Source organism: Bacteroides caecigallinarum (assembly GCF_016902295.1).
Classification (GTDB): Bacteria; Bacteroidota; Bacteroidia; order Bacteroidales; family Bacteroidaceae; genus Phocaeicola; species Phocaeicola caecigallinarum_A.
The window spans coordinates 1-17,296 of record NZ_JACJLQ010000003.1 but is presented as its reverse complement, the minus strand read 5'-3'; the positions used below and the strand labels follow the sequence as shown (position 1 = coordinate 17,296).

Here is a 17,296-nt window from a genome sequence, read left to right as displayed (position 1 = left end):
CACGCTTTTTTTATGTCTTTACGCGAAGTGGTATTAATGAAAAACATGGGTTGCCGGAGTCCTGAACCCTGAAACTTTGACAGACGCAGTGAGTACAAAGTTTTTCAACAACGGACAGGGCAATACACTTTTCGACAAACTCAAAGGTATAGCCTCTGAGATGACAGCATTCGACAGGTTTCTTGCCGTGGCAGGCTTTTTCCGCTCATCCGGTTATTTCAGACTCCGAAAAGAGTTGGGTGACATATCGGAAATAAAAATCCTCGTAGGAATAAATATCGATGACATATTCCGCAGTCACAACAAGGCTTTGCTTATGCTTGCCGATGAAAAAAAGGCGAAGGAAGTATATCAGACAGGTTTTAAGGAAGATATTGTCAGTGCATCGTATTCTCCTGAAGTGGAGGAAGGCATACTCCGGATGTGCGACGACCTGCTGTGCGGAAGATTACAGATGCGAATACATGCCACAAAGAACCTTCATGCCAAGTTCTACCTTTGTCTGCCGGAGAAACACAGCCCTAACAGCGACGGATGGGTGATAATGGGTTCATCCAATATTTCAGAGTCAGGCATGGGCATATCCTCGGCGCCACGTTACGAACTGAATGTGGCAATGAAGGATTACGACGATGTAAGCTATTGTTACGACGAATTCTGTAAGTTGTGGGAAGAAGCCGTACCGTTGACTGCCGACGATATAGAGTCTTATAAGAAACATACATACCTTGGCTGTCAGCCTACACCATACGAACTTTATATAAAGGTACTGATTGATACATTCGGCGACCAGGTGGAAGACGATTTCTCCCTGCAGCTTCCCGACGGTGTGAAAGAACTGAAGTATCAGAAAGATGCCGTAATACAAGGCTTCCAGATGCTGATGAAGCATAACGGGCTGTTCCTTGCCGATGTTGTAGGTTTGGGAAAAACCATGATTGCCACGATGATAGCAAAACGTTTTGTCGAGGCAAACGGCAGGAACACCAATATACTTGTGGTCTATCCTCCGGCGTTGGAAGACAACTGGAAGAATACGTTCAGGCTTTTCGGGATATACAGGAAGGCGCAGTTTATCACAAACGGCAGTCTCTCAAAAGTACTTGAAGGACGCGACCAGTATAAAGACAAAGAAGAGTTCGACCTCATCATTGTAGATGAGGCTCACGGATTCCGTAGCGATACCTCAGGCAAATACGACGAGTTGCAAAAGATTTGCAAAGCACCTTGCACTAATATCGGACTTCTGAAATCCCTGCAGAAGAAAGTTATGCTTCTTTCTGCCACCCCTTTGAACAACCGTCCGGACGACTTGCAGAATCTTCTGCTTTTGTTCCAGAACAGCCGTCATTGTACCATCGACGGAATACCAAATCTCAAATCCTTCTTTTCGCCGCTCATTCAGGATTATAACAAGCTTATGCGTGAGCGCGACCATAGGGATGTCACTACAGATGTAGATGATATTTACGAAAAAATAAGAAGCAATGTCATAGACAAGATTACTATACGCCGCACAAGAAACAATATCCTGAACGACCCCGACTATAGGGCAGACATACGTTCGCAAGGAATAGTGTTTCCGGATATACTTCCTCCCAATGAGCTGGAATACCGTATGAGTGCGGCGACTAATAACCGTTTTTATGAAACCTTAAAGCAGCTGACCGACGGAAAATCGGAAAGAAATCCCGGCGGTACAGGGCTTGACTATGCCCGCTATCGTGCGGTGGAGTTTCTGAAACCGAAATACCGAAACAAATACCGTAATGCCGAACATATAGGTCAGACCTTGGCAGGCATTTATCGTGTTCACATGGTGAAACGTCTCGAAAGCAGTTTCTATGCTTTCAGAAAATCGCTTCGCACACTTCAGCGTATCACCACCGATATGATAAAGATGTTTGGCGAGGATAAAGTCATCATCGCTCCCGACCTAAAGGTTAAAGACCTTCAGGCAAAGGATATGGAACTGGACCAGATTATCGAATATGCTGTGTCAAAAGGTTACGTGGCTGAGGATATAGTATTCCCTGCAGATGCCTTCAAGCCGGAATTCCTTCAGATGCTTTACCACGACGCCCGGATACTGGAGCAACTTAATGCTGACTGGGAAAACGAGACTGCTGACCCTAAATTCGACCTTTTCGCTGCAAAGCTGAAGAACGAGTTTATGAATAAGTCAATCAATCCGTCAGGCAAACTTGTACTGTTCTCCGAGAGTGTTGACACACTGACATATCTCTACAACCGTATAACAGCGGAATTAGGCCGTAACGACGTTCTTATGGTAACGGCTGCCAACCGTAGCCGTTTAGGGCAGACCATTAAGGAAAACTTCGATGCCAACTATCCTGCGGATGCTGGCAGATATAATATCATCCTGACTTCTGATGTACTTGCAGAAGGTGTAAACCTTCATCGCTCCAATGTCATAGTAAATTATGATTCCCCATGGAATGCCACAAGACTTATGCAGCGCATAGGACGTGTAAACCGTATCGGTTCTTCCGCACCGCATATCTATAACTATATGTTTTATCCTTCTCGTCAGGGAGATAAGGAAATACAGCTCTATAAGAATGCTCTGGTAAAATTGCAGGGTTTTCATTCAGCGTTTGGCGAAGATGCGCAGATCTATTCGCGAGAGGAAATTGTAAAGCAGTTCACACTGTTCGACAGCAACATAAAGGACAGTATAGACCGAAAGATAGCATTGTTGCGTGAGGTACGTGAAATCTATACCAATGACAGAAAACTGTATCACAAAATCAAGTCCTTGCCGATGAAAAGTCGTGTGATGCGAAACACCGGAAAGCACAGTGGCGAGTCGGTAATCTTCGTCTCTTCCGATGTAAAGACCGAATTCTATTTGGCTACAAAATCCGGAGTCAGGGTAATAGATTTCCTTGATGCAGTGAAATACCTGAAAGCGAAGCCAGAAGAACAGGTAGCACCATTCACGGACGATACGCTTCATTACCATCATGTAAACAAAGCTCTGCGGCAATATGCGCAAGAGTATATACAGGCGGCTGATACATCTACTGTCAACCGTCAGGACCTGGACCGTACATCCCTCGAAGCGATAAACTTCTTGCGTACCCTGAAACAGCAGCTCGCGGACAATGAACTCCGTACGAACTGTGATATCCTTACAGGCTATATCAACGAAGGAATCTATTCACAACTACCACGTTATCTGAAAACATTGGCACGCGAATATAGAAATGACCGTGCGGGCATTCGCAGGGATGAATACAAGTTACAGAATGAGATCAGCAGTCTGCTTGACCGGTATCGTACCAACGGAAGAGAACAGCAAAAAGATAACCGTGAAATCTCAGATCCGCGAATCATAATATCCGAAACATTCATTTAAAAATCATTATCATGGCAAGCACTTATACCAAAGATACATTGAGAGAAATGTTCCGTTCGGCATTCGACATGACCGGATGGTATTCTTTTGTCCGTGACTTTTTTCACGCTACCGAACTGAAACTTACTCCTGAAAGATTTTCCACTGCTCATTCCACAGAGGAAGGCTATTACATTGGCAGTATTGATACATCGGATTACTTCCGCATCGGACTGTTCTGCTACAGCATAAATCAAGGCTCTGTGGCCAACAGGCGTGTTGGACTCCGTAATCTGGTCAGATCATTCATAAATCCCCGTTGGGGAGCGTTTGATGCTGCTTTGGTGGTGTTCTACAGCCATGATCACTGGCGACTCTCATTTATATGTGACATCAAGGAAGAATCAACATCGCCCAAACGATACACCTACGTTTTCGGTAGCAGAGAACTACTGTATAGAACACCTATCGAACGTCTTCTTAATCTTCAGAAAAAAGGTATATCATTCGAAAATCTGAAGACCGCTTTCTCTGTTGAGGCTCTCTCCGATGAGTTCTTCGACCGTTATCGTGAGCAGTATGCCGATTTCATTCAGTATGTCACCGGCAAGCGTTTCGTAAAATCCGGCAGTAAATGGGTGGAAAAGGATATGGGAAATCCCAATCCTGCTCTGATGCGTGCATTCGGCAATGACGAGAAGAAGATACGCGATTATATAAAGAAGATGATGGGGCGTATCACCTTCCTGCATTTCCTACAGCGCAAAGGATGGATGAATGGCGACCTCAACTATTTGCAGAACCTCTTTGAACGTTCACGCTATAAGGATGATTATCTGGATTCCGTGCTTGAACCATTGTTTTTCGGCATACTGAATACTAAGCCTTCGGAGCGTGAAAGCCTTTTCGATTATTATAGTTGGGACAAGTCCCTGCTGATGGAGTGGAAAGACATACCGTATCTGAATGGAGGACTTTTTGAACGTGATGAAGATGATGAACCGGAGAGTGTGTTCCCTGCTGAATATTTCAGACGTCTGTTTCAGTTCTTCAGCGAATATAATTTTACTATTGACGAGAATGACCCTAACGATGCCGAAGTAGGTGTGGATCCGGAAATGCTCGGTAAGATATTCGAAAACCTTTTGGAAGACAATAAGGATAAAGGCGCATTCTATACTCCGAAAGAGATAGTGAGATATATGTGTCAGGAATCGCTGATAGCCTATCTTGAAACAAATACCAAAGTGGCAAAGGATAAGATACGTGCTTTTGTTCTTTCGCCCGAAGAAGCTGTTTCGGATATTCCTGAAAGCAAGAAGTCAAAACTGCTGATAGCACTGGAGGAAGTAAAGATATGCGATCCTGCCATTGGCTCCGGTGCTTTCCCTATGGGATTGCTAAACGCCTTGTTGCGCTGTCGTGAAGCATTGAGCGGAGAACGTTATGACCGTTCCGAACTGAAAAAGAGTATCATACAGAACAACATCTATGGTGTGGACATAGAGAAAGGAGCAGTCGATATAGCCCGTCTCCGTTTTTGGCTGTCAATAGTAGTGGATGAGGAAACACCGTCGCCGCTCCCAAACTTAGACTATAAAATCATGCAGGGAAACTCTCTGATAGAAAGTTTCATGGGTGTTGATTTGAGCAAACTGACTTACGAGAAGGAACATAAAAAGGACAAAGGCGAAATCTCACTATTCGACAATGAGAAAAACCGACTTCAGAAAACGGTCTCAAACCTCTTGAAAGTATATTATTCATGTTTCGACCATAACCGAAAAGTCAAGTTGCAACGTGAAATATCGGAAACTATAAACAGGCAGTTGGAAGTTTGTTTTGTGGATAGTGCAATCCTTGAAAAGCTGAAAGGTATAAACCTCGCAGAGAATAATCAGTTTTTCCTCTGGCATACTTGGTTTAGCGATATGTTTAGCCGTGAGGATGGAAGGAGTGGATTTGATATTGTGATTGGGAATCCGCCGTATATTGACTCTGAAACAATGACATTATTAGGACAAACTGAATTACGTGAATATATAGCGCGAAACTATAAATATATTAAAGGAAATTGGGATATATACATGGCCTTTCTTGAATTTGGATTGTCTATATCAAATAATTGTTTGTGCTTTATAACCCCAGACAAATGGCTTTCTAAACCTTTTGGTAGTAAATTTAGGGAATATTGTATGATTCCTAGAATGAGTAAGATTGTACATACTGGTAATAAAACTTTTGAAAGTGCAATGGTTGATGCTATTATTACACTTTTCGTTGAGAGAACTGATAATATAAGTTCTTATAAATTTGTAGGAAATAAAGATATAGTACATGTTAATACTGTTTCATCATGTTCAATAGCCAAACCTTATTATATTGATTCTTTATTTAGTGAAAATCATTATTTGATAAAAAAGATTGAAGATGGAAAAGCTATGCTAAACACAATAGCAGAGTGTGAAAATGCTTGTTCAACGCATGATGCTTATGAATTATCGTCGTTTGTGCACAATCAGACTTCTTATTCTAATGTAAGTGGAAATTTACGATTAGTAAACACTGGTACTATTGATAAATTTTCAAATAAATGGGGAATAAAAGAAATAACATATTTGGGTTCTAAGTATATTTATCCCGTTGTTAATAGATGCGCTTTTACTAACTATTTTGGTAATGCTTATGTTCGGAAAGGGACCTCTCAAAAATTGATTTTCAAGGGCTTAAATTTACTAGATGGATTTATTGATTTTAATGGTGAATATCTTCCTGGTAAATCTACTCTGGTAATTTGTTCTGAAAATATTGATGATTTGAAATTTTTATGTGGGTTACTAAACTCTAAATTGGCTATTTTTTACATTAAATCGAAATATGCATCAAGTAGTTATTGTGGTGGTATAACATTCTCCAAGGATATGATTAATAATTTCCCTATTGTGACCAAACGTGGTTTCGTGAATGATATTGTGGAAGTTGTTGATAAGATTTTAAATGATGGTTATTCTAACCAATTAAGTAATAGATTAAATGAGATTATATATTTAGGCTATAATTTGTCATCAACTGATAAGAGGATTATAGAACAAATATAATGGTGTTATATTAAATCCTTAAAAGTTCATATGATTATTACTTTGTTTGTGATTTTACAATAATTGTAAGTTTAAATTGGTATATTCGTATATTAAAACTATTATTATAATTATTAATGAATGAGGATGATATATTAAATGAAAATGAGTACCTTTATGAAGTAGGAAAGATAAGGGATAGGATTTTAAAAGAACCAATTTGTAATTGTATGTGTCCACAATGTGCAAATCGACCAATCTTTTCTCATGTTTTTCAAAAAGAGGGTGTTTTAAGGGAAATTTCAATTAATGGAAAAGTTATGGCTTTTTCTTACAAAAATCTATTTGAAACTAAAAACAATAGGACTCCAGTCTTTTATAAAGAAGTTGGAATACATGAAACTTTTGGATTTTATGGCTTTTGTAAAAAACATGATAACTCTTTATTTGCTCCTATTGAGCCAGTAAATAAACAAGTTGATTGGTATAATGAAAATAATCAATATTTGCTTGCATATCGGACATTATGTAGAGAATATTACATTCAAATGGTTGTAAAATCAGTATTTAAAAAATGTTTGGATAGATTTATACTTCCTGAAAATATACTGATGCATTTTACTCAAGAAATTTCAAATTGTGATTTAACTATTAAAGTATTTGATCAATATAAATTATTGTTAGAAAAAGGAATAAACGATAAAAATTTTTCTCAATATAAATTTAAAGTTATAGAGTTACCATTTCGATTAGAGTTATGTCTGGCATCTCCAATAAATATAACTGAAGAATGTAAAGGACTATGTTGGAGATTGGAAGATAAAATTGTAGATACTATTAATATTGTGAATATATTCCCTTATAAAAATAGAACGATAGTTATTATTGGTTTTTTACAAGGAGAGAAAAATAGGTGGGCTTCAGATATTTTTCAGAAGCTAAGAGGTGATAACTTGGAAGATGTATGTATTGCACTACAGGATATTATTTTTAGATCTGAATTTCATTGTATGTCAAAAACATTATATGATGAAATAAAGAGTGAGATTCCTTTATTTCTCGATGAATGGACGTATTTGATGAGAAATCATAATTTTACTTTATGTTATAATTCAAATATTTTCAGAAAATATATTTTTAAACTATTGGGATATACAGATGAAATTGTATAATTAAAATCATTGATACTATCCTATAACAATGTATTCATAAGAAATGAGAACCAAAACCATTGTAATTAGTTTTCATTTCTGTATTTTGTGAATATAAATATATTGTTTATTAAGTTTGTTTGGTAAAATTCTCATTTTTACTAATTTTGTATTAAAAATAAAAAGGGCACTACAACAATGAGTAGTGCCCTGTATGATAGGGAGGTTGAACTGAATGTCGAGCCACTGCAGGCCATCATAACAATGCAGATGCTCTCCCTTTATATCTTTATCAAATTCGTTTCTTTATGCAAATGTAGATTTTATTGATGAAATAGTCAATATATTACTGTTAAAAAACAATATATTAAGAAATATTATTATGAAAGATTCCCTAAAACAATTCTTTTTATTAAGAATAACAGAGTGCTTTAATAAGAATACAATTGATAGTTATAGAGTTAGGAGCAATAATACTATTACTCTGTTGTATGAATTACGTGACGTAATAAAAAGCTGGTGTAAGCATAGAATTAAGTCGTTTGAAACTGTAAAGTATGTTTTGGAAGAATCTATCGATGTAATGAATAAATCCACATGTCTGACATTCGACAATTGCCCTAAAGAGTTGCTAATTAAAGAAATAGAGGAATATAAAAAGACTGAGAGTTTTGACAATGTTAAAGCATCTCATCTTTTGTATTATATAGAATTATGTATAGAGGAAAACGCTAATGACTATCTAAATAGATTATTCACATCTATAAGACAATTATTGGCTATTGAGGATGAACTTGATGATAAAATATTTCAATCTCAATTGGAGAAGATAGACCGTAATGTGACAGAACTCGCTTGTGAGTTGATAAGGGTTGGATATTCAAAAATTTATCTCTTCTATTATTTCCAGAGCCTGGTTAAAGAAATGGCAAAAAAAGAATATAAAACTTTTCTTGACAAATATGACGAATTTTCAAGAGAGCTGATTTCATGTAATTTAGGATTATATTCTGTTGTGTTTATATTGTCCGTACCTAAAGACTATGTCCTTATGGATGGTTTCTCGGATAGTATATCTAATGATATTTTGAATAAAATAGATGTTGATAAAAGAAAGCAGTTCCAGCAAAATAATACAAGAAAGTTCTTTTATATTCGTGACGTTGAAGCTTTAGATGAATATTGTGCTATAAAGAAAGTTAGGGAAGAAATATCGCAGATACTTGATTTTCGTCAGAATGGTCCTGAACACCAGATTATAAGAATACCATATAATGCTTTTGTAGGAAGAAGGAATGATGATAATATGGTTGACTGGTATAAAAGTAGAATTGTATATTCATTAGATATCAGTCGCTTAAATACCCTGGATAATGTAAATGCACTTTCTGATGTTATGGATAATATTGTAAATAATCAAATGGTGGATGATGAAAGTAAGTCACGTATTAAGTCTGCACTTAGGCATCTGAGGATAGGTGATGGTCAACTTGAAATGGAACAAAGATTCATTAATTACTGGATAGGGTTAGAGTTCCTGTTTTCTTCGCCCGAAATATCTGATTCAACATTTATTAGAATGAAGCAGTATCTTATAAGTATAATGTCAAGTTGTTATGTAAAAAGGAATATCTTGAATTTAGTACATTGGATGAAAGATTTTGATTGTTCTATAGAGGTTTTTAAAGAAGACGATTCTATAGATAATTTTATTTCTGGACATGAGATTAATGTATTAATGTTCTACAGATTGAAAAGAATGAAAATGCATTTACATCATACAGATAAGACGAAAGATTATATTTCAAATCATAGAAGAAATTTGGAACAGCATTTATCCAGGCTTTATAGATTTAGAAATGAACTTGTGCATGAAGGGGCTTTAAAGCATAATATGGAAAGTGTGACAAGTAATTTGCGATATTATTTGGTGTTTATATTAAACCAAACTTTAGATTACTTTAGCCATAACAGGTCATGCGATATTAAATTAACTATGGACTCTTTTTTCTGGGAATACGAAAAATATCTTCAATTCCTTTTGATGAATAAAGGTAGTAATCTTAAATATGACAATATAATGAGAGTTCCATTACAAAGTAATTTCTTAAAATAGTCGCTTTTACCTAAACATAATCTAAACACTGCCTAAATAGGATTTAAGCCCTCTTTAGGAACTGTTTAGATATCGTTTAATGCCGTCAATAATTAAAAAACAAAATATCACAGTGTGAAGGTAAAAAAAAGAACAATATTAAATATCTCTAATTTTTGCTATACCGGGAAAAAGTAATATATTTGTTTATTATCATTATAAGTATGCAAGCAGAAGCAAACAATATTACAATGGAGAGGCTAAGAAGCTATTCTTCAGTCTTTTCCCGCAAAGTATTCTCTGATATTATTGATTATGATGATTATTCGCATGTTGACTGGCTTTATTCAACATACGATGATGCATTGTCGTATAATACATATATGGATTACTTCAAGGCATTGTATTCTGTAATCTCAAAATCGTATAAATGTGAGTATGTTTATAAGAATGAAATTATAAATCAGTTGCTTCTAAAGAAATATGGAACTAAGAAAACTGTTGCTTTTAATGAACTTAGAATAGGAAATTCCATTGTTGACTTTGCTATTATTAATGGGGAAAGTAAAGCATTTGAAGTGAAAACGGAATTTGATTCGCCTCGGCGTTTAAAGAAGCAGATGGATGACTATAAACGTATTTTCAATAAATGTTATATTGTGATACCTTCAGGTAAGGCTGTTTTTTATGAGAAAATGGTGGAACCTGAAACAGGTATTATTGAATTGATTTATACGAGGGGTAGATTGGCTTTGAAAGAATATAGACCGGCTACTGCACAAAAAAAAATAGATACGGATATCCTGATGAAATGTTTGAGGACGGTGGAATACAAAAACATTGTAAATTCGTATTTTAAGGCTTTACCTCAAGTTCCTGCTTACAGAATGTTTGATGCTTGTGCTGAGTTGGTAAAAAATGTACCGGTTGATGTGCTGAATGGACTTTTTTTAGGAGAACTGAAGAAAAGAAAAAATGTTACGTCTGATTTGGCTGGCATACCTAAAGAAATAAGACAGATGTGTCTATGTATGAACCTTTCAGAGAAAAAAAGAGATTTGTTAATCAATAGATTGAATGAACCATTAAAACACAGAAGTTTATGTATTTCCCGTATTTGAGAGGCAAGCAGTTTGAACTGATGGCTCTGAGAGATTTTTCAAACGATAATCAGGGTAATAATAAAATAATACCGATTATTGAACCCGTAAAGCAGCAAATGAATGGAATGAATATTGCTTTAGGCGTTATGATTGAGAATGGAATGAAATTTGCAATCATATTAAATCCGAATGACGGTGATTTTAAACATGAAAATATTGATAATGATATACTGAAACAATTACCTCAGATAATTGATAAAAAAACTCAATGGATTCCGGCTTATACATACAAGAATAATCCGGAAAGATTACTGGAGCATGCTTCTCTGAATGGATTGGATGACCTTATGATAGTATTGCCCAAAGGTGTGGACGTAACAGACGAGAGGCTCATGTCTTTTTTGAGTAATGAGACTGTCAGATACATTGTGTTTGCAAATTCTGGTGCCCGGTCTGTTAGGCCTCGTTTGTTGAAGTTAGACAAGCATATAATATCATTGAAGGACAGATTTAATAGTAGGACAAGAAATGCGGATTATGAACTTGTCAATGACGAGTTTTTCAGTGATGATTTTGCTTTCTACAGTGCTGATGGTCTTTATGGCTTTTCTGATTATACTACTATAGGAAAAGATTTTGTAGAGGGTGGAATGTTGCCTTATGCCATAGCTATTCATTTGACATATAAAAAGACAGAAGAGGAAATATACGTACACCATTTTGTTTCAGAAAATAATTATGACCAGTCTAATATTAAGGGAAAGTTTCATGAGGCTGCACAAAAGATAGAACCATTCTTTAATGGTTGTGATATTGTGCATACATCTGCTGTGGATGAACTTATAGAAAAATCAAAATCGGACGATGGTTATCCTGGTCTTGGCTATTTGAAGAAACTGTCTGTGAAAAATCATTTGGAATTGATTAACCGTATATTACCTGAATAATACTATGTTGGTGTGCGATTGTTGTTTCAATGATATAGAAATGCAGATTGAAATCTGCAACGAATCATCAGGTGCTGGTGTATGCGATTTTTGTGGTCAATTTTCTTCGGTAATTGATATTGAACATTTTTCGGACTTCTTCAAAGGTGTATTGTCTCTCTTTGAGCTTGGCAATGAAGGGAATACCATAACTGATATTGTACAAAACGATTGGAACTTGTTTGTTTCAAATGATGTGGGTAAACTTATATTGGAGTATTTTTTGAATAAGGGTGGATATGGTTTCTCTATCAATGATAAGGTAGAATATAAATCTTCGATAAGAAATGCTTTGTCTATTTGGGAAGAACTAAAAAAGCAAGTTCGTGAGGAAAAGCGATTCTTTACTTCTTTATCTTATTTCGATGATAATAAAATAATAGTTCCAAATACTATAATTCCCAAAGGTACAAAACTTTATAGGGCGAGAGTTATTCCTTCAGGAAAACATTATCTGACTAAAAAAGAAATGGGATGTCCTCCAAAGGATAAAGCTACTGCAGGACGTGCTAATCCTATAGGTATTCCTTATCTGTATTTATGTATTGATGAAGCCACCACTTATTATGAGGTAAGGGCTTTGTATTTGGATATGATTTCAATCGGAATATTTGAGGTAAAAGAGAATCTTAATATTCTGGATTTTACTTCGGAATTGAGCCTGTATTATGCTTTTAATAATGCTTCAGATTCGTTGGATAATATTTTGTGCAAATATAAATTATTGCAGTTGATAAGTCGTGATTTGTCAAAGCCTTTAAGAAGATTTGATACCGAATTGGAATATGTCCCAACTCAACTTATATGTGAATATTGTAAGGTTCGTGGAATTGATGGAATTAAATTTTACAGTTCTTTGCATAAAGGGGGAGTTAACGTGGTTTTGTTTAATAATGATAGTGCGCACTGCATTAAAGTAAAGTCAAAGGAAATAAACCGTGTGGATATTTCAGTTTGATTGTTGTGGCTTGTATATTTCCCCCATTTTGGGTTCACTGACCATTTATTAACTGTTCAGTGCATGGGTAATAAACGGACAGCGAACTCAAGTTACTCCTTATGATACCTAACTACATAATGACTCACGCAAACCCCGTCACGCATTTCAGTCCTCATCACTGCTCCTTTCGGTATGACAGGCGATTTCACACCTTCTCCCAATACTTTTTCTGAATGTTCAACAAACATCTCATCCCACAGACCTGAATTGATGAATGACTGGAGTAGGGTAGTGCCACCCTCTACAAGCAGAGACTGTATCTTTTTTTCGTAAAGAACGGTAAGGATTTGTGGTAATATGTCCTTTGAGAAATCCAATGTTATGTATTCCAGGTTTTCCTCTGCGGCTTTTTCTTTTTCTGTGAATACGAGCGTCGGTGTAGAGTGGTCGAACATTCTGAGATTGGAAGGCAGCGAGAGAGTACGGTCTATGACTAATCTTAATGGATTGGCACCATACCAATTGCGCGTGGTTAGCGAAGGGTTGTCAAGTAGAGCCGTTTTTCGACCTACGAGTATAGCCTTGTGTTCTGCCCTTTGCTTGTGTACGTACATTGATGTGATGGGGGTTGACAATACTACAGGCGAGCCGTTTTCGCGGATGATGTCAATAAATCCGTCGGCTGATTCTGCCCATTTCAGCGTAATATACGGACGCTTCCGGGTGTTGAATGTAACGAAACGTCTAATAAGATTCTTACATTCATCTTCCAGTACTCCTACAGTGACTTCAATACCTGCATCGCGCAGTTTCTTTATTCCTCTGCCTGACACTTGTGAGAAAGGGTCTATACAGCCCACAACAACACGTGGAATACCCTTGCTGATGATAAGGTCGGCACATGGAGGTGTCTTCCCATAGTGTGAGCATGGTTCCAGGCTTACGTATATGGTGGATTCCTTGAGCAGGCTTTCATCTTTTACGGAACGTATGGCATTGACTTCGGCATGACCTTCACCGCATCTGGCATGATAGCCTTCGCCGATAATCTTACCGTTATGAACTATTACCGCTCCAACCATCGGATTGGGAGCTGCATTGCACAGTCCGTTTGATGCAAGTTCTATACATCTGCGGATATATTTCTCATCTGTAGTCATAGTGTTGAGCTTTTTTTCTTACTTTTGCATATTATGCATCCAATATATACTTATATACGACAAGAACTTTCCGGCTATTATCCGGATGCCGAGGCTGCTGCCATGGCAAAATATATACTGACAGAGAAATTCCGGCTGTCGGCTCTTGACTTATATGCAGGCAAAGATATGAATTTTTCGTCAGAAAAACTTTCGGAGGTAAATGATATTCTGGCGCGCCTGAAGTCGTACGAACCCTTGCAATATATTATCGGTGAAACATGGTTTTGCGGCTATCGCTTTAAGGTGACGCCTGCAGTTCTTATTCCACGACCTGAGACTGCGGAATTGATAGACTGGATAGTGACGGACAATAAGCGTGAAGGCGCACATGTCCTTGACATCGGTACCGGAAGCGGATGTATCCCTGTATCGTTGGCTTTGATGATGGATTCGCCTGTAGTGTCGGCATGGGATATTTCGGAAGAGGCATTGTCCGTAGCATCTGAGAATGCGCGTATAAATAATGCGGATGTGGCTTTCAGCCGTGTTGATGTGCTTGGAACTGATATTCCCGATATAAGGGTTGACATTCTTGTAAGCAATCCTCCTTATATAACGGAAAGCGAAAAGAAGGATATGGAGAGAAACGTTCTTGAGTGGGAACCGGATCTGGCACTTTTTGTTCCTGACGACGATCCGTTGCGTTTCTACAGACGTATAGCAGAGTTAGGGCTGGATATATTGAATGACGGGGGACTGATATATTTTGAGATAAACAGGGCTTACGGCAGTGAGACAGTAGATATGTTGGCTTCGATGGGGTATAAGGATATTGAATTGAGGAAAGACTTGTCCGGGAATGACAGGATGATTAAGGCTTTGAGACCATGAAAGAATATACGGAAAAAGAAATATTGAATAAGGCTGAGTCTTATTGCTCGGCGGTGGAGAGATGCCCTTCGGATGTTGAGGCAAAACTGAAAGCCTGGGGTGCGAGTCCGGAAACTGTAGCAGCCGTAATGGAGCGCCTTTTTAAAGAAAAGTTTCTTGATACAGTCCGCTTTTGCAGCGCGTACGTACGCGACAAATATCGTTTCAATCAATGGGGCAGGGTAAAGATTGCCCAATCATTGCGTATGAAGGGACTTGCCTCTGATGAGATTAATACTGGACTGGAGGCTATTGATGAGGATGAATATTACGGAATACTCAAAAATCTTCTGAAACAAAAGTCTAAAAGTATCAAGGCTGAAACTGATTATGAACGCAATGCCAAGCTTATCCGTTTCGCAGCTGGCAGGGGATTCACTATGCAGGAGATAATGCGATTTGTAAAAACTGATTTCTGACCGAAATGAATTTACTGAATGATATACGTGATTTTTTCTTCCCGCGCATCTGTGTATGTTGCGGGAAGTTGCTTTCCGCACAGGAGGAGGGGCTGTGTATATCATGTCTTGCGTCATTGCCTCTGACAGGAATACTAAATACTCCGGAAAATGAGATAGAAAGGCGCTTTTGGGGAATATTCCCGATTGAACGTGCTACGTCATTATATTATTACGCCCGTGGAGGATTGGTGTCAAGCGTTCTCCATGGTATGAAATATCATGGACGAAAACATCTATGTATTCAGATGGGGCGTATTATGGGAACTGCACTTCGTAATACGGGCTTCTTTGATGGTATAGACTGTATTATTCCAGTTCCTTTGCATAAGGACAGATTTCGTGATAGAGGATACAATCAGTCGGAATTGTTGGCAAAAGGTATTTCTGATGTTACTTCAATTCCGGTGTGTACTAACTGTCTGACGAGAACACATAATAATGCGACCCAAACGCATAAATCCGGTTTTGAACGATGGGAGAATGCCGAAGGACTGTTCAGCGCTACTTCCGAAGCTCCATTATTGAAAGGCAGGCATATACTTCTCATAGATGATGTGCTTACTACAGGAGCCACGATTACAGCCTGTATTGATGCTCTGAAATCGGTGACCGGAATAAAAATCAGTGTCGCAACATTGGCGTGGGCAAAATCCTGATATAATATGCTTTATGTCAGTTTTTAGCAAATTTAATACGTATAAATTTTCAAATACCGATGTATTTCTCTACTTTTGCACAAATGTTTATCAGATATTAATAAAATTATGAAAGCTTTGGAAAGATTATTCGCAGAAAAATTGCTGAAAGTTAAAGCTGTTAAGATTCAGCCGGCCAACCCTTTTACTTGGGCTTCAGGTTGGAAATCTCCTATCTATTGCGACAACCGTAAGACTTTGTCTTATCCTGCACTTCGTAACTTTGTGAAGTTGGAACTCTGTCGCGTAATCCTTGAAAAATTCGGTCAGGTTGACGCTATTGCTGGTGTCGCTACAGGAGCTATCGCTCAGGGTGCATTGGTAGCAGAAGAGCTCAACTTGCCATTTGTATATGTTCGCTCAAGCCCAAAAGATCACGGATTGGAAAACCTCATTGAAGGTGAATTGCGTCCGGGAATGAAAGTTGTTGTAGTTGAAGATTTGATTTCTACAGGAGGAAGCAGCTTGAAGGCTGTTGAGGCTATCCGTCGTGACGGTTGTGAGGTTATCGGTATGGTAGCTTCATTCACTTACGGTTTCGATGTGTCTGTAAAGGCATTCCTCAATGCAAAAGTAGAACTTGTCACTCTGACAAACTACAATGCTGTGCTTGATGCTGCTCTTAAGACTAACTATATTGACGAAAATGATATACCTGTACTTCAGGCTTGGAGGGAAGACCCTGCTCACTGGACAGGAAAATAATGAATATTAATTATAATTGGAGACACGGATTCTACTGGTCTCACGGTTCTTGATTACGAATCGTGTCATTCGGTAAGATCCGTGTTTCTTTTTTGTTTCTTAATAATATATGGCAACATTACAATACGAAAGCTCTGTAAAATATGTTCCTTATACTCAGGAACGGGTTTATAATAAATTATCCGATTTGAACAATCTGGAATCAATTCGTCAGCGTTTGGATGCTGTTAAAGATAAACTTGAAGGTAAGCTTGAGGATATGACTTTCGATCAGGACTCAATAACACTGAAGGTGCAGGGAATTAGTTTGACTCTTAGAATTATAGAACGTGAGCCTATGAAATGTATCAAATTCGAAGGCGATAAATCTCCTATTCCTTTGAACCTTTGGATACAGATGCTCCCAGTGTCCGACGGTCAGTCGAAGATGAAAGTTACAATACGTGCCGAAGTAAATATGTTTATGAAGGCTATGGTTTCAAAACCACTCCAGGAAGGAGTTGAGAAACTGGCAGATATGCTTTCTATTATACCTTATTGATAGGGTGTCCAGTTCTACGTTCCTAAAAACGTAGTACAAAACGCCCTCGTTATTGTTAATACAATGCTCTTAAATTCAATGCTTTAATAAGCAAAATTGCTCTTTGAAA

General features: G+C 37.6%; 13 protein-coding genes. 12 read left to right on the top strand and 1 reads right to left on the bottom strand.

Annotated elements, in window-relative coordinates:
* Positions 1-88 precede the first annotated feature (88 nt).
* The 7 genes from H6A27_RS01545 to H6A27_RS01515 all read left to right on the top strand — a co-directional run bounded on the left by H6A27_RS01545 (position 89) and on the right by H6A27_RS01515 (position 12,731).
* Positions 89-3,382, top strand: a complete 3,294-nt coding sequence (locus tag H6A27_RS01545; protein WP_204507430.1) for a helicase-related protein — start codon at positions 89-91, stop codon at positions 3,380-3,382.
* Positions 3,383-3,393: 11 nt separating this feature from the next.
* Entirely contained in the window at positions 3,394-6,459 is a 3,066-nt protein-coding gene (locus H6A27_RS01540) for an Eco57I restriction-modification methylase domain-containing protein (protein ID WP_204507429.1), read from the top strand.
* 116 nt (positions 6,460-6,575) lie between these two features.
* Positions 6,576-7,610: a hypothetical protein gene (locus tag H6A27_RS01535; protein WP_204507428.1), complete on the top strand. Its 1,035-nt coding sequence runs from the start codon at positions 6,576-6,578 to the stop codon at positions 7,608-7,610.
* Positions 7,611-7,971: 361 nt separating this feature from the next.
* A complete protein-coding gene (locus H6A27_RS01530) occupies positions 7,972-9,705 on the top strand; it encodes a hypothetical protein (RefSeq protein WP_204507427.1) in 1,734 nt (577 codons plus the stop codon).
* 203 nt (positions 9,706-9,908) lie between these two features.
* Complete coding sequence (locus H6A27_RS01525; RefSeq protein ID WP_204507426.1) at positions 9,909-10,805, top strand: sce7726 family protein; 897 nt, start codon at positions 9,909-9,911, stop codon at positions 10,803-10,805.
* A complete protein-coding gene (locus tag H6A27_RS01520) occupies positions 10,787-11,734 on the top strand; it encodes a sce7725 family protein (protein WP_204403448.1) in 948 nt (315 codons plus the stop codon). Before H6A27_RS01525 ends, H6A27_RS01520 begins: the two co-directional genes overlap by 19 nt.
* Positions 11,735-11,774: 40 nt before the next feature.
* Positions 11,775-12,731 carry an RES family NAD+ phosphorylase gene (locus H6A27_RS01515; RefSeq protein ID WP_204403450.1) on the top strand — a complete coding sequence of 319 codons (957 nt, stop codon included), beginning with the start codon at positions 11,775-11,777 and terminating at the stop codon, positions 12,729-12,731.
* Positions 12,732-12,823: 92 nt separating this feature from the next.
* Here H6A27_RS01515 and ribD read toward each other — a convergent pair whose 3' ends face one another.
* Entirely contained in the window at positions 12,824-13,873 is a 1,050-nt protein-coding gene (ribD, locus tag H6A27_RS01510) for a bifunctional diaminohydroxyphosphoribosylaminopyrimidine deaminase/5-amino-6-(5-phosphoribosylamino)uracil reductase RibD (RefSeq protein WP_204507425.1), read from the bottom strand.
* Between the two features lie 33 nt (positions 13,874-13,906).
* Between ribD and prmC the strand changes: the two genes are divergently transcribed.
* The 5 genes from prmC to H6A27_RS01485 all read left to right on the top strand — a co-directional run bounded on the left by prmC (position 13,907) and on the right by H6A27_RS01485 (position 17,187).
* A complete protein-coding gene (gene prmC, locus H6A27_RS01505) occupies positions 13,907-14,746 on the top strand; it encodes a peptide chain release factor N(5)-glutamine methyltransferase (protein WP_204507424.1) in 840 nt (279 codons plus the stop codon).
* Positions 14,743-15,204, top strand: a complete 462-nt coding sequence (locus tag H6A27_RS01500) for a regulatory protein RecX (RefSeq protein WP_204507423.1) — start codon at positions 14,743-14,745, stop codon at positions 15,202-15,204. Before prmC ends, H6A27_RS01500 begins: the two co-directional genes overlap by 4 nt.
* Positions 15,205-15,209: 5 nt before the next feature.
* Positions 15,210-15,902, top strand: coding sequence for a ComF family protein (locus H6A27_RS01495; RefSeq protein WP_204507422.1), 693 nt, complete (start codon positions 15,210-15,212; stop codon positions 15,900-15,902).
* Positions 15,903-16,010: 108 nt separating this feature from the next.
* Positions 16,011-16,646 (top strand): orotate phosphoribosyltransferase, encoded by a 636-nt coding sequence (pyrE, locus tag H6A27_RS01490; protein ID WP_204507421.1) that lies wholly within the window; start codon positions 16,011-16,013, stop codon positions 16,644-16,646.
* A 109-nt stretch (positions 16,647-16,755) separates the two neighbouring features.
* Positions 16,756-17,187 (top strand): SRPBCC family protein, encoded by a 432-nt coding sequence (locus tag H6A27_RS01485; protein ID WP_204507420.1) that lies wholly within the window; start codon positions 16,756-16,758, stop codon positions 17,185-17,187.
* Positions 17,188-17,296: the final 109 nt, after the last annotated feature.